At 41.2% G+C, this 23,057-nt stretch carries 19 protein-coding genes and 1 pseudogene; 4 read left to right on the top strand and 16 right to left on the bottom strand.

All coding sequences use genetic code 11. The annotated features are described in order from the left end of the window. Positions 1 to 78: 78 nt before the first annotated feature. Positions 79 to 2,607, bottom strand: coding sequence for an ABC transporter permease (locus FHQ08_RS07240; protein ID WP_230913736.1), 2,529 nt, complete (start codon positions 2,605 to 2,607; stop codon positions 79 to 81). Positions 2,608 to 2,620: 13 nt separating this feature from the next. Next, positions 2,621 to 3,322, bottom strand: coding sequence for an ABC transporter ATP-binding protein (locus FHQ08_RS07235; RefSeq protein ID WP_230913735.1), 702 nt, complete (start codon positions 3,320 to 3,322; stop codon positions 2,621 to 2,623). Positions 3,323 to 3,470: 148 nt separating this feature from the next. Here FHQ08_RS07235 and FHQ08_RS07230 point away from each other — a divergent pair, with 148 nt between their 5' ends. Next, positions 3,471 to 4,025, top strand: coding sequence for a TetR/AcrR family transcriptional regulator (locus FHQ08_RS07230; protein ID WP_230913734.1), 555 nt, complete (start codon positions 3,471 to 3,473; stop codon positions 4,023 to 4,025). 406 nt (positions 4,026 to 4,431) lie between these two features. Here FHQ08_RS07230 and FHQ08_RS07225 read toward each other — a convergent pair whose 3' ends face one another. From FHQ08_RS07225 to serC, 12 genes are all read right to left on the bottom strand, one after another. Next, positions 4,432 to 5,652, bottom strand: a complete 1,221-nt coding sequence (locus FHQ08_RS07225) for an MFS transporter (protein ID WP_269073895.1) — start codon at positions 5,650 to 5,652, stop codon at positions 4,432 to 4,434. Between the two features lie 166 nt (positions 5,653 to 5,818). Continuing rightward, entirely contained in the window at positions 5,819 to 6,736 is a 918-nt protein-coding gene (locus FHQ08_RS07220) for a class C sortase (RefSeq protein WP_230913733.1), read from the bottom strand. Between the two features lie 40 nt (positions 6,737 to 6,776). Then, complete coding sequence (locus FHQ08_RS07215; RefSeq protein WP_230913732.1) at positions 6,777 to 8,630, bottom strand: SpaA isopeptide-forming pilin-related protein; 1,854 nt, start codon at positions 8,628 to 8,630, stop codon at positions 6,777 to 6,779. A gap of 46 nt (positions 8,631 to 8,676) precedes the next feature. Beyond that, positions 8,677 to 10,527 (bottom strand): SpaA isopeptide-forming pilin-related protein, encoded by a 1,851-nt coding sequence (locus FHQ08_RS07210; RefSeq protein WP_230913731.1) that lies wholly within the window; start codon positions 10,525 to 10,527, stop codon positions 8,677 to 8,679. A gap of 44 nt (positions 10,528 to 10,571) precedes the next feature. Then, positions 10,572 to 12,446 (bottom strand): pilin N-terminal domain-containing protein, encoded by a 1,875-nt coding sequence (locus FHQ08_RS07205; RefSeq protein WP_230913730.1) that lies wholly within the window; start codon positions 12,444 to 12,446, stop codon positions 10,572 to 10,574. A gap of 32 nt (positions 12,447 to 12,478) precedes the next feature. Further along, on the bottom strand, positions 12,479 to 14,260 hold the full coding sequence (locus FHQ08_RS07200; RefSeq protein ID WP_230913729.1) for a SpaA isopeptide-forming pilin-related protein: 1,782 nt from the start codon (positions 14,258 to 14,260) through the stop codon (positions 12,479 to 12,481). Between the two features lie 272 nt (positions 14,261 to 14,532). Beyond that, positions 14,533 to 14,817, bottom strand: coding sequence for a hypothetical protein (locus FHQ08_RS07195; protein ID WP_230913728.1), 285 nt, complete (start codon positions 14,815 to 14,817; stop codon positions 14,533 to 14,535). Next, positions 14,789 to 15,397: an NAD(P)H-hydrate epimerase gene (locus tag FHQ08_RS07190; protein WP_269073896.1), complete on the bottom strand. Its 609-nt coding sequence runs from the start codon at positions 15,395 to 15,397 to the stop codon at positions 14,789 to 14,791. Before FHQ08_RS07190 ends, FHQ08_RS07195 begins: the two co-directional genes overlap by 29 nt. Positions 15,398 to 15,492: 95 nt before the next feature. Then, positions 15,493 to 16,191, bottom strand: coding sequence for a VIT1/CCC1 transporter family protein (locus FHQ08_RS07185; protein ID WP_230913726.1), 699 nt, complete (start codon positions 16,189 to 16,191; stop codon positions 15,493 to 15,495). Between the two features lie 24 nt (positions 16,192 to 16,215). Further along, positions 16,216 to 16,905 (bottom strand): VIT1/CCC1 transporter family protein, encoded by a 690-nt coding sequence (locus FHQ08_RS07180; protein ID WP_230913725.1) that lies wholly within the window; start codon positions 16,903 to 16,905, stop codon positions 16,216 to 16,218. A 322-nt stretch (positions 16,906 to 17,227) separates the two neighbouring features. Next, positions 17,228 to 18,397 (bottom strand): 3-phosphoglycerate dehydrogenase family protein, encoded by a 1,170-nt coding sequence (locus FHQ08_RS07175; RefSeq protein ID WP_230913724.1) that lies wholly within the window; start codon positions 18,395 to 18,397, stop codon positions 17,228 to 17,230. Positions 18,398 to 18,429: 32 nt separating this feature from the next. Further along, positions 18,430 to 19,500, bottom strand: a complete 1,071-nt coding sequence (gene serC / locus FHQ08_RS07170) for a 3-phosphoserine/phosphohydroxythreonine transaminase (protein ID WP_230913723.1) — start codon at positions 19,498 to 19,500, stop codon at positions 18,430 to 18,432. 334 nt (positions 19,501 to 19,834) lie between these two features. Between serC and FHQ08_RS07165 the strand changes: the two genes are divergently transcribed. Both FHQ08_RS07165 and FHQ08_RS07160 read left to right on the top strand, forming a co-directional pair. Further along, on the top strand, positions 19,835 to 20,455 hold the full coding sequence (locus FHQ08_RS07165; RefSeq protein ID WP_230913722.1) for a histidine phosphatase family protein: 621 nt from the start codon (positions 19,835 to 19,837) through the stop codon (positions 20,453 to 20,455). 21 nt (positions 20,456 to 20,476) lie between these two features. Then, positions 20,477 to 21,244 (top strand): hypothetical protein, encoded by a 768-nt coding sequence (locus FHQ08_RS07160; protein WP_230913721.1) that lies wholly within the window; start codon positions 20,477 to 20,479, stop codon positions 21,242 to 21,244. A 35-nt stretch (positions 21,245 to 21,279) separates the two neighbouring features. On the opposite strand, the gene FHQ08_RS07155 is transcribed toward FHQ08_RS07160, so the two are convergent. Both FHQ08_RS07155 and FHQ08_RS07150 read right to left on the bottom strand, forming a co-directional pair. Beyond that, a complete protein-coding gene (locus tag FHQ08_RS07155) occupies positions 21,280 to 22,215 on the bottom strand; it encodes a hypothetical protein (RefSeq protein ID WP_230913720.1) in 936 nt (311 codons plus the stop codon). Then, positions 22,216 to 22,361, bottom strand: a pseudogene (locus FHQ08_RS07150) (TMEM175 family protein); the annotation flags it as partial. Between the two features lie 195 nt (positions 22,362 to 22,556). Here FHQ08_RS07150 and FHQ08_RS07145 point away from each other — a divergent pair. Then, positions 22,557 to 22,949, top strand: a complete 393-nt coding sequence (locus FHQ08_RS07145; protein ID WP_230913718.1) for a glycerophosphoryl diester phosphodiesterase membrane domain-containing protein — start codon at positions 22,557 to 22,559, stop codon at positions 22,947 to 22,949. The last annotated feature ends 108 nt before the right edge of the window (positions 22,950 to 23,057 follow it).

Here is a 23,057-nt window from a genome sequence, read left to right as displayed (position 1 = left end):
GAAAGTCAACCATTATCGTAATTCTTGTAAGTACTCAGGCGCTGAGCACCTTTTGTCTCACGTTCCTCTATTTACCAGCTATTCACTAGCATTCAAAGCTTGAATCATATGAATATGTTTGAGCTTAAAGTGGGTTACGATAGCCACAATCAACGAAAAGATAATAGTCATTACAGCCGAAATCACATAGCCTGACCAATGGATGACCGTTGGAAACAGGATCAGCTCTGAAGAAGCTTGTGCAAGAATAAATTGCAGCAGCAGATGCCCAATGCCAAAGCCAAGCAAGATACCTATCCCTGTAAAAATAATACTTTCGCGTACCACATACATGGTCACTTCATTATTGAAGAAACCAAGCACCTTGATCGTAGCTAATTCCCGTTCCCGTTCAGAAATATTGATATTCATTAAATTATATAGCACAACAAAGGCTAAAGTACCTGATAGAACAATAAATATCAAAACAACTGGCGCGATACTTTTAGTCGTCGTCCGCTGCAGTTTGATTTGTTTACTCAAAAAATTAACATTCAATACTTGTCCCGAATCCAGTAATTGCTGGGTCAAGCGGTGCTCTTGTTTGGGCGTCATAACCTTCGTTTTGAGAAGATAAGTATTTAATGGGACCGCCTTGGCCGTTTGTTTGGTTAGATAAGCGTGCATGACATATATATTATGTCCCAAATAGTTCTCCGTAATACCGGCAACTTTTAGTCGATACCGCTGTCCTGCGGTTGTTCTGAGCGTGATTGTATCCCCAGTTTGAACAGCTAAAGTTTTTGCCAATTGTTGGGAAATAATAGCACCAGCATTCGTCAGTCGTAATTTATGTTGCTGTGGCGTCCGCAGTGTCACGTAAGCATCAAACTTTGCGGCTTGATCTGCGGCCATCAAAGTCGCCGTCTGTTTGGTAGTCCCTTTTTGCTTCAAAGTAACTTGTTCACTGTGCACTGGCAACGTACTCTGAACAGTCGATGCATCTGTCAACAATTGTGACACTGAATTGAGTTTAACTGCATCTTGCCCAGATTTTAACGTGACTGACGCTTGATATTTCGTTAATTGACTAAATTGGATATCTGCCGGTGCACCAATTGAATCGCGAAGTCCAAATCCGGCCACCATTAAGCCGGTACAGCCAGCAATCCCTAAAATTGTCAGGATGTCTCGTGCCTTATAGCGAAAAATATTGCGATACGTGATTTTATGATTGAATGATAACCGTGACCAAATTGGTGTCACACGTTCCAATAAAACGCGTTTGCCAGCTTTTGGTGCTTTAGGCAAAAGTAACGTACTCGGTTTCTCACGTAAATCTTTGACCAAAACATAAAGTGCTGAAAAAACTGTGGCAAAAATAGCCGCACCCGTTGCCAACAAGATTGGCCCCCCATAATAGGCAACCTTGTAATCTGTGAAAATATATTGCTGTTTCAATATGCTGAAGACGACGGTCGGTAAAGCTTTACTGCCAATCAAAATACCCAGCGTGGTCCCAATTGTGGCTGTGATCAAAGCGTATAACAGATATTTAATAGCAATCTCATGATTAAAATAGCCCAACGCCTTCAAAGTTCCAATTTCTTTGCGATTTTCTTCAATCATTCGCGTCATCGTTGTAAACGTGATCAAAATGGCAATCAGGAAGAAAAAGCCTGGAAAGACATTAGCAATAGCATCGATCCGCTCGGCTAGACTGCGATAGTCACTAAAGCCTGGACTATCTGAGCGTTGATTTAAGATATATTCTGTTTTAGGTAACTTGATTTGCTGCAGCAATTGCTGATCTATTGCCGCCGTGTTAGGTACAGGTTGCCCTTGTGCCGCTAATCTAGCTTTAGCTTGTACCAATGCTGTTTGTTGTAATTCACGTTGACGTATGGGTTGCCGAGCGTTCAAAATTTGCATCAATTTTTCAGCAGCCGTAGCACTCTTAGACTGATACTGATCAGAGAAGGGCTCGTATTTACGCAGCTGCTTCAATCTAATATACATCGTGCTGTCCGCTGGTATGTTAAAGTTTGTTTTAGGCGTATAAACAAAACCATCTAGTTGACCATTGCCAATTGTCGTGATGCCCCGTTCCTTGCGATCAATGTAGGTTGGTGAAGTGACATAGCCAACAACCTTGACCGTCGTCTGTTTCAATTGCTTACTGGTAAATCGAAGCTTTGTGCCCATAGGATAAAGCTTTCTAAGCTGAGCATCAATGACGGCTTCATGATTATTTCCCGGGAAATGTCCCGCAGCTAATTGCAAATGGTCTTGAGAGTCATTTTTATCAAAACTGATAACTTGTAAGTTCTTTTGCTTTCTGTGTTCTACCATTGGCACTCGGTTTCCTAAAGATACCTGGGCATGTGGCATTTTTTTAAGGATCGCCTGCCGGTCTTTGGCTGTAAAGCCAGTGGTAGCTGTAATTTGAAAGTCAGAAGCGTGACTAGTTTCTAAGTGTTGTGCGGCTGTTCGTGTTAAATCTGGCCCCACAGACTTAATGCCTACGAACAAAAGGACCCCCATTAATATTATTAAGATGATCGCCACAAAACGGCCAAAAGAACTACGAATATCTCGAATTAATGATTTAAAATAAATATTTTTCATTTTTTGCCAGCACCTACCAGACAATATCCGCAACCGAGATCGGCTTCGCATTGATTTCGTTCGCACGAACCTTAGCATCATTAATTCGAATAATTCGATCAGCCATCGGTGCGATAGCTGAATTATGCGTGATGATCACGACTGTCTTATGATACTTCCGACTTGCGTTCTGTAATAATGTTAAAACCTGCTTACCTGTTTCAAAGTCCAGTGCCCCTGTGGGTTCATCACACAATAGAATTTTAGGATTCTTGGCTAAGGCGCGGGCAATCGCCACTCGCTGTTGTTCCCCACCAGATAATTGAGCGGGAAAGTTATTCATTCGCTGGCTCAAGCCTACCTGATCCATGACCGCATCAACATCTAATGCATCAGAAACCACAGCCGAAGCTAACTCTACGTTTTCTCTAGCTGTCAGGTTAGGTACTAAGTTATAAAATTGAAAAACAAAGCCCACATCAGAGCGGCGATATTGCGTTAATTGCCGTTGTGAATACTGTGCTACATCAGCGCCATCCACTAGTACCTGACCCGCACTGGGTAGATCCATCCCGCCTAGAATATTTAGAACTGTTGATTTACCAGCACCACTAGGGCCAAGAATGACTGCTAGTTCTCCAGCCTCAATATTAAAAGTCATGTCATCATTAGCGACAATGACCGTGTCTCCCATTTGATAACGTTTAAACTCGTGCTTCACTTCAATAAAACTCATTTCATCACCCTGTCATTAACCATACATACTGTTGGTTTTATTATCTAGTCATAGTATAATTTCTCTAATAATCAGGTACAATAAGCAAAATCAAACGATTCGTTATTAATTGAACACTTTTTATAATTCTGTTGAAAGCAGGGACATTATGGCTGGAACTAAACATAACCGGCGCACACTCTATACTAAGGCGGCCATTAAAGAAGCATTTTTAACACTCTTATCCGCTAAAACACTCTCTAAAATTACCGTCACTGAGATATGCAAACGTGCGGATATCAATCGTGGAACTTTTTATCAATACTATACCGATCCCTATGCTTTATATCATGAATTGGAAGATGAGATCATTGCGGAATTAAAACCAATTTTACGAAAAACGACTTCTACTGAGATCGAACAATGGCTCCATAGTTTCATCAATATTTTGTTACAACAAAAAGTCATGATGCAACATATTCTGGCGGATTATCCAAATAGTCGGGTCATTCAGGTGATTTTTGATCAGGTACACGATTTCGCCATTACCCAATTTTCAGAACGTTTTAAAGAAACAGACCAACGCTTACTAGAATATTATTTTACTTACTTCGTTAGCGGCACAATTGGCACATTGTTGCAGTGGCTTTCTGATGGTAAACAAACCACAACTGCAGAAATTACTAGAGTCCTAGCTGCTCTTTTTGAAATGACACCCCATTAAGAATGCATAACGTTTTGGTGCTAAAGGCGTAGGGTCAGGAGACTAATCGTAGGAAGGGTGTGAGACAAAAGGCGCTTAACACCTGAGCACTAACAAGAATTGTGAAAAATGGTGAGTTTTCCATTTGAGCCATTTGCGGTTAGGTGAGGCTGTTGCCTTTTGGCACACGTTTAAAATTTCACACAAAAAAGGCAAAGTAGAATTTCTACTCTGCCAAAATTGTCTAACATTTTCAGTTTTTAACTGTATTTAAAGGGACAACGACTTTTATCTCACTTTAATGATTTTAGTACAAATTTAACCTCAGTGCCCAAAGCAACGACTGACTGTATGCCGCTACCAAGATCTGTTCAGTCATTTTCGGCACTCATTAGCACTTACTAACTTCTAAATAGCAGTTTTAAATTCAATCAATTGTTTTGCCTTTAGTCTCTTCACCCAAAAATAAAACCGCAAGTGCCCCAACAATCAGTGAGGCTGCAAAAATAATGAATATCCAAGTAATACTTACTTTAGCCGTTAATAAATAACCCACCAATAAGGACCCAACGATACCACCGATACGCCCGAATGCAGCAGCCATACCAGTGCCGGTGCCGCGTATTTCTGAAGGGTATTGTTCTGGCGAATAAGCGTATGTTGCACCCCACGCGCCTAAATCAAAGAAGGACATTAATGCGCCCCAGAATACTAACATCGCGGTGCTGCTAGCATTGCCAAATAAAGCGGCACTGATTGCGGTCCCAATTAGGAACGTGACTAATACCCCTTTACGACCGATTTTTTCAATTAACCAAGCGGCCATGAAGTACCCGGGTAATTGGGCCAAAGTCATAATCAGTACATAGCCAAAACTATGCACAATATCAAACCCACGAACCACCATAACGCTCGGCAGCCATAGAAAAATACCATAATAAGAGAAAACGATCATAAACCAAAGCAGCCACAGCATAACTGTGCGTTTCGTATACTGCCCCGTCCAAATAGCTGCCATTTTTTGCCACCAAGTTTGTTTTGTATCCGTAGTAACACTTTTTACTGGATCATTGGCATGACGTAAGTGTATGCGCATCAAAAGGCCATAAACAGCAGTGATCATCGTCCCTAGTAGCGCAACCCGCCAGCCATATCTTGGAATCACAAAATAAGACAAGATTGAAGCAATCAGCCAACCGCCTGCCCAAAAGCTCTCTAATAAAACAATATAACGTCCACGCTTTTCAACCGCAACATTTTCAGAAACGAGTGCGGATGCGACGGGTAATTCACCACCTAAACCAGCTCCAACAAAAAAACGTAGTACAGCAAAAAGCGTCAAACTACCCACAAAAGCAGAGATACCATTCCCAATCGAAAAAATTAATAAAGTTACCAACAAAATATTACGCCGTCCAGCTTTATCTGCTAAAGCGCCAAAGACAGTCGCCCCAACCGCCATGCCGATGGCGCTAATTGAACCAAGCCAGCCCAATTGTACCGCACTTAAATGCCATTCCCGTTGTAATGCAGTTAAAATAAACGATAACATACCAACATCCATCGCATCGAAGAGCCAAGCGAAGCCAGCTACCGTCAATAATTTTCGTGAACTTAATTGTGAAACAGGTTTATCTTCCGCAATCATATACTTCCTCCAAAGTGTCAAGACATATTTGATAAACTTAATACTTACAGAAAACACCCAACATGTCAAGACATATTGCCAAATAAAAAGCCATTGTCTGAAGTCCTTATCACTCCAGCAATGACTCTGCACTACACCGTCTATGTGTCTAAAATAAAACTAAAATTTAAATTCTCCGCCAACTTCGAAATTCAAAAGGTTGGATTTTAGATTGTAACTGTAAGCGACGACCCCGGCAGTAAATCGCCCATAAGACAATCGCTACCAGCAGTAATACGATAATTATCGCAACCAGCCGCAAAGCTCCAACTTCTTGATCTTGGTCAATTTCTTTGATTTGTGTGCTTGCTTTAGTTTGAGGATAGGGAATTCGATAGCCAGTAACTAACAAACGATGAGAATTAATCATATAAGGGGTACAGGTCATTAATGTGACCTTATCACGCCCATGTTCGATTCGCAGGTACTGATGTTCCGTGGGCTTGATCACCTTTATTTTTCGCACTTCATAAGCCAACCGGCGATCATTGGCATGAATATAAAATCGGTCTTTTTTCTTGAGCTTGGGTAGGTCTGTAAATAATTTAGCATTTAATAACCCCCGATGTGCTGAAATAACCGTATGGGTATTCACACCCCCAGTTAGCTGAGAAGTCCCTGTCAAAATTCCCGCGCCTTGTTGTAAAAGTAGATCGGTTGTCATATCAAAAATTGGCATACTAGTATTCAATTTAGGAATATGCAAAGTTCCAACCGTGTGACGTTCATAATAAGAAAGTTTCTTTTGCTGCGGCACTGATTTATTGGTTGTCGAAAAGGGATCTGCCTGTGGCGTTGCATTTTTTTCTGCTAATTTCTGGTTTTCTTTTTGAGCTGTTCTTCTTTTCATAGCCATCTTGGCATCATGGGCGCGGTCACTTTTCCGCTGATAATATTGGACTAGTTGCTGATTGATCGAGCGATTTACCGCGTCACGAAAGAAAGGATAGATCAAACCACCTAAGCCAATTAATAAAAGTAAGAGCATCAAGGCATCGAAGAATGTAAACCGACGTTTACGGCGGCGATGTTTTCCCTTGACCATGACGCACCCCCCTTTGACGGACACTTACGCTTTACTAAGCTTAATCAATTTTACGTTTTTTGAAGTAAATACCAACTGCCATGATTAACAAAATGCTGCCACTCAACAGCCAAATCACACCATTACCACCAGTTACAGGAACCACAAATTCAGGTCGTGTCGGTTCTTTAAAATTCTTAATGTTTTGTGGTTGAACCTTTGTTTGACGATAAGTATATTCCAGAAACCTGAGCGCTACATCATTGGGGAGCAGCATATAACCTGGTGGTGCTTTGACTTCCTTAAAGTAATATATTCCTTCTGGCATATTAGGTTCATCTATAATATAGATCATACCTTCTTCTCCAGATACATACTTCTTAGCTTGGTCTGGCGTAGCTGAACTAGACCAACTGGCGTCTGGCATATAATATTCTCTAGTGTCCCCCTTAAGGCGGTAAAGTACAAATTCAGCACCAGGCAACGCATCAAGTCGGCTGTTAAGTTTTTGAATAACAGCGCCTATTATTCTTGGTGTATACGTCGTTGTTTTATCTTCGTAATTATTATCGTAGCTTACTTCCGTAGTAATATCAGCATTTTTTGTTGCCTGAGAATCTGCTTCTTTAGCCCGGTATTCCACCTCCAGATAATCTCCACGAGCCACATCTTTGAAGATACTATTTGTCGAAAAATCAAGTTTAAATCCGTTTTGACCCTCTTCAAGACTTTGCACACGTCCATTAACTGAATACTTTTTTTGTCCAGTTTTATCTTTAACTACAATTTTCAGTACTTCAGGATCAGAGCATAAAGCTAAGCCCGATCCAATCTTTACTACCAATTGTTTATCTGATTGACTCATAATATCTAATGGCAGTGGCATTTGTACTTTAAAGGTAAAAGGATCATCATTTTTGATTTCTTCAAAATCACTGCTGATTTTTGGCGTTGGTACCGTATACAAAATTACATTCGGTACCTCTGTTGCAGAGGTATCAATCGAGTTACCCAGTTCATCGGTTGAACGATACTTAAAATTGTCTACGCCATCATTATGAATCTGTAACAATGGCCGAGCATTTGCTTCATGTAAGCCTGCTTGCAGCTTATAAACACGAAAATGGTGTACTGTTGCGCCCATAGCCGCCCAAGGTAATTCCGCACTGATATAGCCATTGGCATCAGCTGTAAATTTATAAGCCTCAGCCTTATTTTGCGTATAAATGGGTCGATTATGTTCATCGACACCTTGATACCACTCGCCAGCAGCTCTTTCAAGCAAATACTCATTTACCGCCGGCAGATATTTACCCTGCTCATAGTCATAGTAGACACTGTTAAACTGAACTTTTTTCATGCCGTAATAGTCAGCAAAATACAAGTGAAATGCCGCTTCTTCTTGCGGTAAATTTTGGTTCAAAATTGCTTTTTTATCTGTCCCTGGTGCTTTAACAAGATAGACTGCTTTGGTCTGGTCTTGATAGCTGGCTACAGATCGTTCTGGCAACATAATCCGAGCCAAACCAGCTGCATCTGTTTGTGGCAGTTTATAGTGAGGCTTTTGATCTAACGTAGCCTCTTGCAAACTCAGTAAGTTTTCGTTGATTTGAGCAGCATTTTGTTTCTGATAAACTAGGTCACGATAGACGTCAGTGACATCATAAGCAATAAACTGACTATTGGCGATAGGATCGATCAAGCCTACATTTTTTGCCAAACCATCGTTACGCGCGCGCTGATCTTTATAATTTAAGCCAAAATTATGGACCACTAGCTCTTTTTCTAGCGGGGCCGACGTTTCGGCCCGAATATGATTGGTGCCCCCGCGAATCAAAAAACCAGTTAACAAGGCTAGGCAAACAACGAGTAATCTGATGACATAGCGTGAAGTAAACTGCTTCCGCGCAATCATGCCAGTGCCTCCTTTCTCAAGTGTCATTTTGATAACGATTAAGATGCTAAACATGTTGCTTCTTTTTGAAGTAAACGATCGTGCCCAAAATAACTAGGATACTTGCACCAACTAACCAAATGATTCCATTACCACCAGTTACAGGAACCACAAATGCTGGCGGTTGTTCCTCTTTGATATTCACGACCGTTTGAGGGTTGAACATGGTTTGATCATAAGAAAGCAGCGTGATTGTAAACGTCATGTCATCACGTGGTTTATATCCTGGTGGTGGCTGAATTTCTTTCAAGTAATAGGTACCAGTAGGCATGTTTGGCTCGCCTAGAAAAGATATTATACCGGCACTATTGGACGTATAACGCTTAGCTTGTTCTGGATTGACTGAACTAGACCAGCTGCCACCGGACATATAATACTGCTTTGTAGCTCCGGATAGTCGGTAGATCACGAACACGGCACCTTGCAATGGCTGTTGACTTTGGTTGATTTTTTTAAAGTTATAACCAGGCTTAAAAGTATACGTGGAAATCTTGTTTTCGTGATTGTTATTATAGGTAACTTCAGTGCTAACATTCGCAGTTTCTGGCACATCGGCAGCTGTCTTAGCCTGATATTCAACCTCCATATAATCGCCATCGGTAAGGTCTTGAAAAGTACTCATTGTCGTGAAATCAATTTTGAACCCATTTTGTCCATCACCGTATGGTTGCGGCTGCCCACCAATTGTATATTTCGTCTGTCCATCCGCGTCCTTAGCAACGGCACGCAATACCTTCGGATCTGTCATTAAAGGCATATCAGACCCAATTTTTATGGCCCATTGATTGGTTTGATAGCTTGATATATCAAATGGCAGTGGCATCTGTACTTTGAAGGTATAGTGTTTCTCATCACCAGCATCTTCAACGTTACTAACCAATTTGGGTGTGGGTATCATATATGAAACCATATTGGGTACCTCGGAAGCGGGTGTTCTAACGACGTGCCCAAGTTCATCCATTGCTCGATATTCAAAGCCATCAATATCATTACTGTGAATTTGTATTGATGTTCGGTTAGCCGCTTCATGAAGCCCTTCTTGTAATTGGTACATCTGAAAATAGTGCATCGTCGGCCCCATAGCTGCCCAGGGAATCTCAGCACTGGCATAACCGTGTGCATCAGGTATAAATTTATAGGCCTCAGCTTTATTTTTCGTATATAACGGTCGGTTCTCGCTATCTACACCTTGATACCACTTATCACCAGCCGTAGATCTGCCAAGAATATATTCATTAGCAGCGGGTACAAGCTTGCCCTGCTCATAATCAAAGTAAACACTATTAAACTGAACTTTTTGCATTGCGAAGTAATTGGCAAAATACAAATGAATTTTAGCTTTTTTTTGTGATAAATTATGATTCAAAAGCGCTTTTTTATCTGTCCCTGGTGCTTTGACAAGATAGACTGCTTTCGTCTGATCTTGGTAATGACCTACCGATCGTTCGGGTAACATGATTTGGGTCAAACCGGCTGCATTGGTTTTGGGTAGTTCATAATGCAGCTTATTCAGCAACGCTGCATCTTCTAAGTTCAACAATTGTTCATTGATTTTGGTCAAATCCAGACCCTGATAGACCAAGCTGCGATACACATCAGTGACATCGTAGACAACAAACCGACTGTCAAAGACCGGATCTGTTAGTGTGGTTGTTTTTTCTGTCCCGTCATTGGTCACGCGCTTATTTTCATGGTTCAAGCCAAAATCATGAATCACCAGTTCTTTTTCTGGCGAGGCCGACGTTTCGGCCCGAATATGATTGGTGCCCTCGCGAATCAAAAAACCAGTTAACAAGGCTAGGCAAACAACGAGTAATCTGATGACATAGCGTGAAGTAAACTGCTTCCGCGCAATCATGTCAGTGCCTCCTTTCTTGGATGAATCCTGTAACTAGACTTTTTTTAAGCCATGTGTATTTTTCTGAAATAAATTACGGCACCAGTTACGACCAGGCCACTAGCCAGGATCAACCCGATGATGCCCAAACTACCAGTTACTGGCACGTCAAAGGTTACATTATTCGTGATTTTTTTCGGATCATCTTTAGTATCCGTGTAACTGGTATCTGTTACTTCAAATGGTGTCTTAGTGCCTTCGCCTTCAGGTAAGTGGTAGCCCTCAGGTGCTTTTACTTCTTCCAGCACATATTGACCAGTTTCTAGCCCAGTCACTTCAATCAGCCCAGATTCATTGGAAATAAAACGATGAGCAGCTTCTTTGTCAGTGTGCCAATCCCATTGTTTTTTATCGACGTCATATGTCCGATATTCCGTTTGACCCTTCATTTGTCGAGAGACAATGAATTCCGCACCTTGCAGCCCCTTTTCCGTCTGTAAATCAATTTTTTGGAAATGGTAGCCGTGAGTTTTGACCTCTACTTGATCGTCGGATTTACCATAATCGTGGTCTAAAATCACTTCATTCTCTAGATTTGTATCTGGTTTGGCGCCAGCCTTGATTTTCATGTCTAAAGCCACTTCATATTTCATCCCAGCCGCTTGAGGTGGGTTGGCCTGTAGATCCTTTAATAGGTCAATTTTGATGGACTGATTTGATAGTCGCGTGCCAGCCACTTCAAAACTGCGTATAACACTCCCTTTCGCATCAAGAACATTTACTGGAATTTTAGCTAGATCAGTCACTAATTCTAGATTGGCATCATAGTTATCCGTTAATTCAAATTTCGTATAAGATTTGTCATCGACCGGAATTGGTACGGTTAATTTGTAATGATGCACTTCATCGTAATTCAAGTCATTTTTGTTGACTGTCTTTTTTATCTCTGGCGCGTCGTAGTTATAGATGCGATCTGTTGTTATCGGCTTACCATTAAGGTCATAGCCTTCAAAGATAGCCTTGCTTGGATCTTTTGGATCGTGTTTCACTTTTAGAACCACATCTTTTTCCCATAATGGCTTATGGAAAGGATCTACTGATGCTGTTTCTTCAATGTAATGGTCCCCTGCCATCATGGTCCAAGGTACATCCAATTGTACTTTACCATTGGCGCCAGAAACTAATTCATGTGCCTCTTTAGCATCTGTCGTATAGATGGGTTCATTATTACCATCTAAATCTTTGAAATACTCTTTCACACCGTTGTTTTCCCGCCAGATTGTAAATTTAGCACCTTGTAAAGCTGCTTCATTCCCGGTGGCATGGGTGTAAGAATATTTCTCAAATTCTAATTTAGATTGCCCAAAGTAGTTCTTAGGATAAAGATGCACATCTTTCAGATACTTTGTTGCTGTCGAGCTTGGGTCTAAGAACGGAAATCCAGCAGCAAATGGTGCTGAAGCAATAACCCCTGCTGGTACGGTTGTTTCTATGAATAAATAAACCGCATTTTTGTTGCCATTTGTACTGGACTTATTCGGTAGTATCTTCGTTGCTTCACCCTGATCATTCGTCACCCCAAAATCATATTTGGGATTATTTTGGTATTCGGTTGGTTTTAACTCAGCTAATTTCTTCATAACGCTAGCCATCGTTGCACCGGATTCACCCATTAAGCGGGTATAGTGGTTAGTCACATCATAAGCTGTGAAACCAGCGCCAGCTAAAGGTGTCCCGATGACATTCGGTTTTTCGGTACCATCATTGGTTATGGCCGCATTCTGGTCTGATAATTTACGTTTGTGGATCGTAACCGTTGTTTCACCACTTGCTTCTGCTGCCTGAACCACTGTACTTTGTAACGCGCCTGATAATAACGGTACGAACAACATTAATGCTGCTAATATTTGCCAGACACGCTTCATAATGATGTTATGCATTGTTTTCGCCTCCTATTGCGAAATCGAAAGGTTCAATGCGTCGCTTTATATTTGCGGTAAACTGCCCATATGATGATCGTGATACCAATCAGACCTAAGCCATTTAATAACACGGCCCCTGTCTGTGGTAATAGACCACCACCTGAAGTCGGCGTACTACTACCACTACTGTTACCAGTAGCCGCCGGTGTATTTGGGTTAAACAAATCAAGCAAACTATTGGTCGTTTTTGCATTTACAATATCTTGTCGATTTTTAGTTTCATTGGTATCATTATCGCCAACCGTAAATGAAACTAAGTCTTGAGTCAGCTGATAGCCATCGGGTGCTTGAATTTCACGAAGTTTGTAACTGCCTTTTGGCAAACCGCTAATTTCAAAATTACCATTAGTGTCACTAGTTAAAATCGTTAAGTTCGAACGTGTTAATTCGCTATTGCTGCCATTATTTACGATCCATTCATTCTGACCACGCACTTGACGTAAATATTTGCCTGCCTTATTTGCAATTACAAACTTAGCATTTTTTAAGGCCTTGCCGTGGTCAGCCATATCAACTTTCTTGAACCGCTTCACATATACCTCAGAGTCTGATGAGTTTTTAAGGTTCACAACAACTGGTACGTTGGCATCTCCCGGTCGGGGGTTTTCTGGTTCTGGTTCTTGAAGCGGTTGACCATCAACCATTACCGGTTCATCCCAAGTTCGGGGGACATCTACGCGAACCATTTTTTGTGATTCATCGATACGATAGCCTTCCGCTGCTTCCACTTCCTCGAAATAATAAGTTCCCGCAGCCAACAAACGGCCTTCCATGGTTACCAAACCATTACTGTTAGATGTGAAAACTGTTACCCGAGGGTCACTGAGTGGGTCCCCCATTAATTGATTTTCTGGAATCCACTGATTTTGTAATGCACTTTCATAACTCATGTCTAGATATTGCTTCTCACCATTCAGCTGCCGCCAAAGAACGAATTTAGCACCTTCTATTAACTGCCCTGAGCTGTCTGGATCTGTGGCTTGATTTTTCCCGATTTTTAAGAAATAAGGATCCCGAGCATAGCCAATATTTTTAGGATATAAGTGTAACGTCCCAGATAACGGTTGATGGGTCACTTCATCCATAAAGGGCAACTTAACGACGCCATATCGGGCGATTTTGTCATAGTCAATGTTCTCCGTGAGACCCACATCAATTTCAGCTAAAAGATATCTTGCATTCTGCTCTTTGCCAGCAATCGTAACTTGCTTGGGTAATGTGAAGCGCACAAGCCCATCCTCAGTATATTTCTTGCCATCATTATCGGTGAACGTGTCTGTCTTAGTGTCCCCTCTTGCGACAATTTTGGGATTGCCTGCTTTATCCAGCAGGAAGGCATATAGTGGATTCTTACGGACAGCTTCATAATTTGGCTGCGTCTTATCAGCTAGAATTCGTAGATCTTCTCTTTTTAAGACTTTAGGGGTAAAAAAATTAGCAACAATATCATCGTGTGTCATCCCAGATTTTTCGAGTTCGTTATACTTTTCCGTTATTTCAAAAACGACAAAAGTGGCATCATTTAAGCCAAACGTTTGTTGGATAAATGAGTTATTGTCGTCAGTAATTGCATGACCGGTGTTGCGAAACTGATAGTCTATTTCCTGTCGCAAATCAAGATAAACTCTTTTATGAATTAAAACATCTTGTGTTGCCGAACTGTCAGCCATAACTTGGGGACTTGAGAATATCGGGATCAGCAAGCCGATCAGCCCAATCAAACCGACAACTGCTTTTCTGATTTTTGATATGAAATTATTTTCTTTGTTCACTTCAAAGCACCTCCTTTACAGGTCATGTGCTCCTTTCTGGTGTTAAACCTCTGTCACACATCAACTGATCATTACTATTTACATCACCTGCTTTATCGTTGGGTTGATTTATTTGTATCGCTTGTTCAATTAGAATATAACCACCTCCAGAAGTATGCTGCATCCCATAAGCTTTCCTACAACTCAATGATAAGTAGTCAAAAAGAAATTCAATAATTCTCATTTTTTGATTTAAGTATTTTTAGCCCACTCCAACGCCAACACGTATTTGCTTAGGCTTCTGCCTGTAATTTTTCAGGGTATTTTTTTAAAATAATCAATATATTAGAAATAACATTTGGTATAAAAACAACTTCAAAATCTGAAATCATTATTTTTATTATATTTAAGCTTTTTATGAATAATACCCGCAAAAAAATAACGCAACGACCGAAAATTCGGTGTTGCGTTATTTTTATTAATATATTTATACAAAAGTGCAACAAAGGGCGCTGGGCGCCTTTTATCTCACTCTCTTCTACCTCATATTTATATTGATTGATTTCGATAGATGCCAATATCCACGGGGACAGTCAAGCCACAATACACTGGCCCTTTGTTTCGCAGTTGACCTACCTTGCGGTAAGCCATGGTTATAGTTAAATCTGCCTGAAAAGCGACGCCCATGATGGCACCCGTATTTGCATTGAGCCCACTCGGCATATCTACCGCCACTTTAGATGCTTGGGCTTGATTTAGCGTTTGAATGACCTGCGCATAAGCACCGGTAATCGGTCGCGAAAGACCAATGCCAAAAATAGCATCTACGATCAAGTCGTAACCGGCAAGATCCTCCGGCAATTCCTCTCGAAACGGTATCTGATAATAATCACAAATCTGTAATTGCTTTTTTATCTGAGCGCTGGCATGGGTTTGATCGCCTAAAAGAACGACTGTTACGGATATTTGATGTACATGTAACATGCGCGCGATTGCTAAGCCGTCGCCACCATTATTCCCAGTACCACAAACCACAAGTACTTGGGTTGGTGTTAAGAGCTGTTCGATCAAGCGTGTTGTTTCTAAAGCAGCACGCTCCATTAGCACTAATGATGGTATCCCAATCGTTTCAATCGTATATTGGTCACAAGCAGCCATTTGCTCGGCAGTCAAGATAGCATTAGTTTTATGATTGGCTAAAGTCACAGCTAATTTGCCTCCAATTTTAATTTGCGTCACAAAACATAACGTAATTACAGCATTAAGCCCACATAGTAGTGAATGAACATCGTTACAATACCAACGATCACATTTCGAACAACAGCACGTTTCACTAACCCATTCCCCAACTTAGCACTCAGAAATCCCGTTAAAGCAACTGAAAGTGAAACAGCTAAAATCGTCCCCGGCCACTTGAGTGCTTCTGGTAGCAAGGTCATCGCAACTAATGGGAAAATCCCACCTGAGGCTGCCGAAACTAATGATGAAAAAGCTGCATTCCAAGGATTCATATAATGATGTAAATGTAGATCGTGTTTGACACGCACCACAGTGCCCAAGGCATCTTTGGTCATCAAATCTTCCGCAATCGCCTGGGATGTTTCCCGAGTAACGCCTTTTCTAACATAAAAATTAACCACCGCTGCTACTTCAGCAGGATAATCTGTTTTCAAAAGGGCTTGTTCTTGAGCAACAACTGCTTTCTCCGTATCCTTTTGAGAACTAACAGAGGCGTATTCGCCAGAAGCCATCGAAAAGGCACAAGCTAACAAATCGGATAAGCCAGCAATAAAGATAGTAAAGGTATTTGACGTCGCTACGGCAACGCTAAACAGCACCCCAACAACTGTCAAAATACCATCATTTGAACCTAATACACCGGCACGTAGTGTATTTGAACGTTCTTGCATTGTCATCTTAGGCCGTTTTTTTAAAGTCTTCGTATTATTCATTGTCCTTCATCTCCATCAGAACCCTTAGTGGGCAAACAAGGACCCAATTGCATAAGTAACGATCATCGTCAAAGAGCCAGATACAATGTTCCGTAACATAGCTTTCCAGCGATTGGCTTTACCCAGTGCTGCTGCCGTATAACCAGTTACCGCCAAAGCAATAATAACTGAGATCACGGTTGCCAATATTTTGATATGAGCTGGAAACATTGTGATCGCAACTAACGGCAAAATTGATCCGGTAGGAAATGAAATCATTGACGCAAGGGCGGCTTTGATTGCGCTAGTATGTTCCTTAGGATCAAACCCATAGCGCTCTCGAACAGCTGTTGCAACGGGATCCTTAGCCATCATTTCAGTGGCTGCCTTTGCTGCTAGATCCTCACGTACCCCTGTCTTTTGATACTTTTGTTTTATGTAAGCGACTTCCTGGTCAAAATGATCATCAACACGTTCAGTTTCCGTCTGAATCGCCTTGCTCTCAGTGTCACGCTGGCTATTCACTGAAACGTATTCCCCCATGGCCATCGAAACTGTTCCAGCCAACATACCCGAAATTCCAGCCAAGAAAATGGCATAACTATTGTTCGTTGCCCCAGCGACCCCAATAACGATCCCAGCAATCGAGAGAATGCCATCATTGGCGCCCATGACAGAAGCCCGCATCACGTTGATTTTCTCAGCTAATGAAACTGTTTTTTTCTTTAAATTCATTTTTTTCACTTTTTGCATCCAACTCACCTGATTGAGAATGTTTATTGATTAGAATTATTATTAACTGTCTTCACCAATCAGTATAGGTCTATTTCATTTCAGGGTCAACATTATTTCCAATTTTTTTAAATTTCGGATTCATTTAGCTTTTTATGCGTTATTTGTTATTAAGCGTAATCTAGTTACTAAAACTGATTTAGAGCGATATTAGTCCCAGTTTATCCCAAAACAATCACTTCTTTAAACTAATTTGTTAGTTGAACTTAACAATACTTTGATTTATCTTTTACAGCAATTAATAATTTATAACTAGTATTACTTACTAACTACGACAAAGAATACGCACACGTTTCATACTATCAATCGCATTTAATCGTGCCAATAGTGTGTTTTTCTTAGCAAGTGGCAGCTGGTTGGTATCCACCATCGTATAAGCATAATCAGCTTGTGCGCTGTTCACCAGATTTTCAATATTGATGCCAGCATCAGCAATGAGTGTCGAAATTTGGCCAATCATATTGGGAACATTACGGTGCATTAGGGTAAAGCGGTACTGAGTTTGAAAAGGTGCTTGGACATCGGGCATGTTTACGGCATTTTGAATATTGCCTGTCTCTAAGAAAGCCTTTGTTTCAGCAACCGCAAGCTTGGCGCAATTCACTTCTGCTTCAATTGTGGAGCCGCCGATGTGGGGCATGATCGTGACTTTGGGTTCATGTAGGATCTCTTTAGAACTAAAGTCAGTGATATACTGCCGTAATTTGCCGGCTCTTAAAAAAGTGATGGCTGCTTGATTATCCACGATGCCTAAGCGTGAAAAGTTTAAGAGGACCGCATCTGGCTTCATCATGGTCAGTTCGGAAGTGCCGATCAAGCCAGTTGTTTCTACATTTTTAGGTACATGGATCGTTACAAAATCAGCTGTTTGAATAGCTTGAATCAATGAAGTTGCCCGCTTAACCTTTTGATTGATGTGCCAAGCAGCATCAGCTGACAAATATGGATCATAGCCAATCACTTGCATGCCTAAATCACTGGCTGCGTTAGCCACTAATGATCCAACGTGTCCTAACCCAATGACGGCTAACTTTTTATGTCGTAATTCCGTGCCATTAAATGCTGTTTTTTCTTTTTCCGTTCGCAGTGTAACGTCTGCTCTCTCAACTTTTTGCGTCCAATTAGCAGCCGCAATAATATTACGATTGGCAATGATCATATTAGCAATAATCAGCTCTTTAACTGCATTAGCATTACCACCCGGGGTATTAAAGACGACTGTCCCATTTGCTAAGGCACGATCCAGAGGAACGTTGTTGTAACCAGCGCCACAACGGGCAATAGCTTTTAAATTTTTCGAAAAAGTCTGTTGATATAAATCAACGCTGCGAATTAAATACGCATCAGGATCTTCAGATTGGTTGATGGCATAGTCGGCGGTAAAATCCGCCAAGCCTTGAGGTGCGATTGCGTTAAATGTTTTAATATGATACATAAGTTTGACCCTCCAATAAAATATTTATGGTACTATTTGTGTTTTGCTTCAAAGTCAGCCAAAAAATCGATCAATTCGGTCACGCCAGCTTCAGGCATGGCATTATAGATACTGGCACGTAAACCGCCTACGGAACGGTGACCCTTCAGATTCATCAAGCCCGCTTCAGCTGCTGCTTGGATGACGCTTTGATCAAGCTGCGCTTCACCAGTGGTAAAAGGCACATTCATCAAAGACCGATCAGACGCCTTGATAGAATTAGTAAACAACTGTGACTGATCTAAAAATTCATATAACCTCGCCGCTTTGCGCTGATTAATTCGTGTGATGCCTTCAACGCCGCCTTGGTCAGCCAACCACTGTAAAACTAAGTTGGCAACATAAATCTGGAAGACGGGTGGGGTATTTAAAGCGGAGTCTTTCGCCGCTAATTCAGAATACGCAAGCATACTTGGCAAATTAAGCTGTTGAATGCGTTGTTTCTTAATAACAACAATTGTCAGACCAGCCGGAGCCAAATTCTTTTGGGCACCTGCGTAGATCAAGTCAAATTTTGTAAAGTCATATGTCTGTCCCAAAAAGTTAGATGACATATCCGCTACAAGTGGTAGTGCAGTCGTCGGAACCGTATGGTAAGCAGTCCCTTCAATGGTGTTATTCGTGGTTAAGTGAATGTAATCGTACTTGTTGGTGATCTGTGGCCAAACTGGCAGCTTTTGATAATGGTCTATTCCTGAAGAAGCAAGAATCTCTGCTGTGAGCTGAGGTAGTTTTTCAGCTTCGGCAGCAGCTCGCTGAGACCAATGGCCGGTATCAATAAAACCAATTCGATGAAATTGTGTAGCTAAATTCAGCGGTACAGCCGTAAATTGTAACGTTGCCCCACCCTGCAGCAGTAAAACATCATAAGCGTTGCTTAAATGCATCAAGTCTAATAGGCGTGCTTTTGTATCATCGATCAGGTCGACAATTGGCTGCCATCGGTGTGAAACTTCCAGAATGCTCATCTGCGACGCTTCAAAATTCGGTAATTCTTTTTGAACTCGCTGGATGACCGTCTTAGGTAAAACTGCTGGACCAGCCGCAAAATTGTAAACTGTCATATGCTTCAATCAACCTCCAAGTTATTTAATGAAACTTGCCAAAGACAAATAAAAAAGCACCCACAATGTGAGTGCTCGGATGTATTTAATTATGACATCCCCTGACCCACTTTTTAAGCAGTAGGCCAGCGCATGTTGAAGTGGCCTACATCACCGAGATGATGAGGCCCATGAGACAACTAAATTATTTTGGCATCTAATTTGTATCTTCCAGGTTGTCATAATTAAAATCTCCTTAAATTATTAAAATTATATTAGCAAACGGATAGAAAGTTGTCAACATCTTTCGTAATTTTTGCTAAAATGAAGTAAATTCATCCCTAGGAGTCTAACTATGACAGAACTTTATCTCATTCGACACGGACGCACCGATGCGAATGATGCGGGTATTAAACAAGGTACCATCAATACCCCCAACACTTACTTGAACCAAACGGGTCAGCAGCAAGCGCAATTACTGCATCAATATTTAGACTTAGCCCAATTCACACACATTTATGCTTCACCGTTAGTACGGACCAAACAAACAGCAGCCATCTTAAACCAAACGGCACAACTTCCAATCACTTATGACCAACGCTTGCTGGAAATCTCATATGGCCTTTGGGATGGTCAAGCTAATACTGACTTAGAACGTCAATTCCCAACTTATTTCGATCCTGTGATTCACGATGTGCGGTCAAACTATGCCACCATCGCTCAGGGGGAAACTTTTCAGCACGTCGAACAGCGCGTTGCCGATATTTCCCGGGAAATCGTCCAAAACTTTCCCGAAAATAAAATTTTGATCGTGACCCATGGTTTTACGGTGCGTAGTTTTGCCATGAATGCTCTGCACCCTCAGACACAAGGCCTGATGGAACCAGATAATTGCTCCGTAAGTAAGCTTAGTATTGATGCCCAAACGCAAGCCCAACATCTCATTTACTATAATCGAACTGTAGCTGGATTTTAATTTTAGAAAGCTGGTGTCTCAGTGACTACCTTACATTTCACAACCTTGAATCATTTAGCCGATCAATTTAACCAGTTGCCGGCCGAACTCAGACAAACCCAAGATGTTCGGTATTACTATGCTCAATTACAGCATCTCCCAGCTGATGCCGCAGACTACCAAAAACAAATGGCGCTAGATGCTTTTAACAAAGTACTTGCCACTGTTCAAACACAGCAATCCCGGCAAAAATTATTAGCTCACTATCAACATTTAGCCAATCAATATGAACAGTTACGCAAACAATGGTCCTGGCAGCGACAGACAAACTTAATTTATCAAGATCTTAAAGACCACGTATCACAACTAACTACAGCTGAGTTAGCGCCACGCGTGACAGCTTTTGCAACCCAACTAACTGCAGATCTCAAACAGCAAAAAGCAGCAGCTCTCAAACGAGCTGCTAGCTTGATCCAACACAGCCAACAATTACCAGCAACGATTCAAAGCAAACCCGCACTGAAATCGGCACAAGCTGCATTAAAACAAGGTTTAGCTGCCCGTGATTTTGAAACGATCCAACAGCAAAATATTATTTTAGCCAATATTTTAGCGCTGACGGCAAAGGATATTACCTTGCCTTATATGCCCCAAGCTGTTACGTCCAGTGAACAGTCTCTTGTTACTGAGCCTAAAAAGTCAGGAACGCCTGGCTTGGGTGATCTAAAATCGGAAATTGACGCTTCGCCACTGTATTTTATGACACCTGAAGATCTAGCTAAGAATTATCCCGAATACGATCGCGACTGAAACAAATCTAACGTTTTGTCTCAAGCTCTGCCAGCTCACTTCTTTTTATCTTGTTCATCTTGAATCTCTTGAATAATTTTGCCAATAGATTCAGCGCGTTCATGCTTATCTTGTGTGCGTAACTTCTTGAACTGGGCTTGCCGCTTGGCAAAAGCTTGCGTCTGTTCCGGTGTAAGTTTTGCTTGACTTGGCCGACCTTGACCGTGATCTGGCCGCTGTTGCATCCACGCTTCAAACTGTTGCCGCCGCAATTTTCTGAATTCATCTTTTGAGAGGCCCTTTTGTTTGTCCCTATCGCGTGGATTCACATTGTTATCTAACCAACTACCCCGGTCGTCTATCGCAGTCCTAACATTATCCAACCAAGTTTGAAACCCTTCAACTGGATCAGTCTCCGTTGTTGCCTGTTGGGTTTCTTTTGGTGTCTCTGTTTGAACTGACGCTGGTTCAGTTTTTACTGGTTCTGCTGCCACCTGTTCAGTGCTATCAACCTCTGAGTCTGGACGTTGGCGATTTAAGAAATCACGGAACTTCTTAAGACCATCATTGCCATCTAGTTTTAACAGATCTTGCCGTTGGTCTGGCGTTAATTGTTCCAAGTCATACATTTCTTGTCGCTTTTGACTATTCACAATAAAACTTGCAATAGGATCAACCAAGTAGAAAACCACCACGACACGAGGTACAAAATAAGCCAAAACCACAAACACAACTGACCCCACGGCAATTGCACGCGAACGCCCACCATAGATTTTCATATAAACTTGCTGCATATCCTGCTTATCCGTATATTTGAAATGAATAATGGCTTTAGAAAGTACCCGAAAAGATAAACTTAAAATAATCTGCAAAACACCATAAATAATCACTGTGATCCTCGTGGTGTTAGAAGCCATCATATTCGTTGTCAAAGGAACCAATGATAAAAATACCAAAAAAATGAAGTCATAAATTAAAATTCGATACGTCATATTCTCAATTTCATTAAAGACCGTGGCATGCTGATACCACATGTTGGCAACGTAAAAAAACTGATCATAAAAATGCCTGTTTCTTTTGCTAAATTGATATATGCCGGCCAACTGTCATGTAAAACTGCTGGCAACTCTAATACCATAATCGTAATGATAATTGCAATGATCGCATCACTGAACGCATCTAGCCGTAATTTGAGTTTTTCCAAAGTCGTCTGCCAACCCTTTCGCGCCAGTTATGTTGCTCTAAGTTTACCTGGCGCTTATAATTTGAATCAATTGCGATTGTGCCACAATTACTAGCAAAATTAAAGTAATTTTATTGGAGGAAATTCATTTTGAAAGGTGCGCATTTATTTCGTCAAGCTTTCAACGCTTTTTTTAAACATTGGGGCGCGTATACGATTCTTATTTTATTTATGAATATCCTCTTGGCTGAGCTGATCATTCCGATCATGACCTGGCTAGCCAGCTTAATTCTCAAATATAACCGAATACCATTTATTTCTTATACAAATATTGGCATGCTCCTAAAAAATAAACCTTTAGCGCTATTAGAACTGATACTGCTACTTCTCCTGATTTTAACGTTAGTATTTTATCAATTCAGCTTCACCTTTCAAGGTGTTGAGCAAATTCGCCGCAACCAGCGTCAAAACTTGCTGGCTTTAGCTAGAGATAGCTTCATAAACTTAAAAAGCTTACGGCCCAGTGGCTATACTCCTACTTAAGTAGACAGGTAAATAATTAAAACCTGTTTGCTTAGGAAGGAGTATTTTTTATGGGCCGAAAAGGTTCCAGATATTCTATTGATGAGAAACTTCATTTCATTGGCCTAC

The organism is Agrilactobacillus fermenti (assembly GCF_021030645.1).
GTDB classification, from domain to species: Bacteria; Bacillota; Bacilli; order Lactobacillales; family Lactobacillaceae; genus Agrilactobacillus; species Agrilactobacillus fermenti.
Note: the sequence above shows the minus strand (reverse complement) of the source record. Positions and strands in the feature narration are given on the sequence as shown.

Excerpts from the sequence above, each read along its gene's own strand:
- FHQ08_RS07155 (WP_230913720.1), bottom strand. The coding sequence starts at position 22,215 with ATGACGTATCGAATTTTAATTTATGACTTCATTTTTTTGGTATTTTTA.
- FHQ08_RS07215 (WP_230913732.1), bottom strand. The coding sequence starts at position 8,630 with ATGATTGCGCGGAAGCAGTTTACTTCACGCTATGTCATCAGATTACTC.
- FHQ08_RS07205 (WP_230913730.1), bottom strand. The coding sequence starts at position 12,446 with ATGCATAACATCATTATGAAGCGTGTCTGGCAAATATTAGCAGCATTA.
- FHQ08_RS07175 (WP_230913724.1), bottom strand. The coding sequence starts at position 18,397 with ATGTATCATATTAAAACATTTAACGCAATCGCACCTCAAGGCTTGGCG.
- FHQ08_RS07165 (WP_230913722.1), top strand. The coding sequence starts at position 19,835 with ATGACAGAACTTTATCTCATTCGACACGGACGCACCGATGCGAATGAT.
- FHQ08_RS07220 (WP_230913733.1), bottom strand. The coding sequence starts at position 6,736 with ATGGTCAAGGGAAAACATCGCCGCCGTAAACGTCGGTTTACATTCTTC.
- FHQ08_RS07230 (WP_230913734.1), top strand. The coding sequence starts at position 3,471 with ATGGCTGGAACTAAACATAACCGGCGCACACTCTATACTAAGGCGGCC.
- FHQ08_RS07190 (WP_269073896.1), bottom strand. The coding sequence starts at position 15,397 with ATGGCTGCTTGTGACCAATATACGATTGAAACGATTGGGATACCATCA.
- FHQ08_RS07185 (WP_230913726.1), bottom strand. The coding sequence starts at position 16,191 with ATGAATAATACGAAGACTTTAAAAAAACGGCCTAAGATGACAATGCAA.
- FHQ08_RS07180 (WP_230913725.1), bottom strand. The coding sequence starts at position 16,905 with ATGAATTTAAAGAAAAAAACAGTTTCATTAGCTGAGAAAATCAACGTG.
- FHQ08_RS07210 (WP_230913731.1), bottom strand. The coding sequence starts at position 10,527 with ATGATTGCGCGGAAGCAGTTTACTTCACGCTATGTCATCAGATTACTC.
- FHQ08_RS07225 (WP_269073895.1), bottom strand. The coding sequence starts at position 5,652 with ATGATTGCGGAAGATAAACCTGTTTCACAATTAAGTTCACGAAAATTA.
- serC (WP_230913723.1), bottom strand. The coding sequence starts at position 19,500 with ATGACAGTTTACAATTTTGCGGCTGGTCCAGCAGTTTTACCTAAGACG.
- FHQ08_RS07240 (WP_230913736.1), bottom strand. The coding sequence starts at position 2,607 with ATGAAAAATATTTATTTTAAATCATTAATTCGAGATATTCGTAGTTCT.
- FHQ08_RS07235 (WP_230913735.1), bottom strand. The coding sequence starts at position 3,322 with ATGAGTTTTATTGAAGTGAAGCACGAGTTTAAACGTTATCAAATGGGA.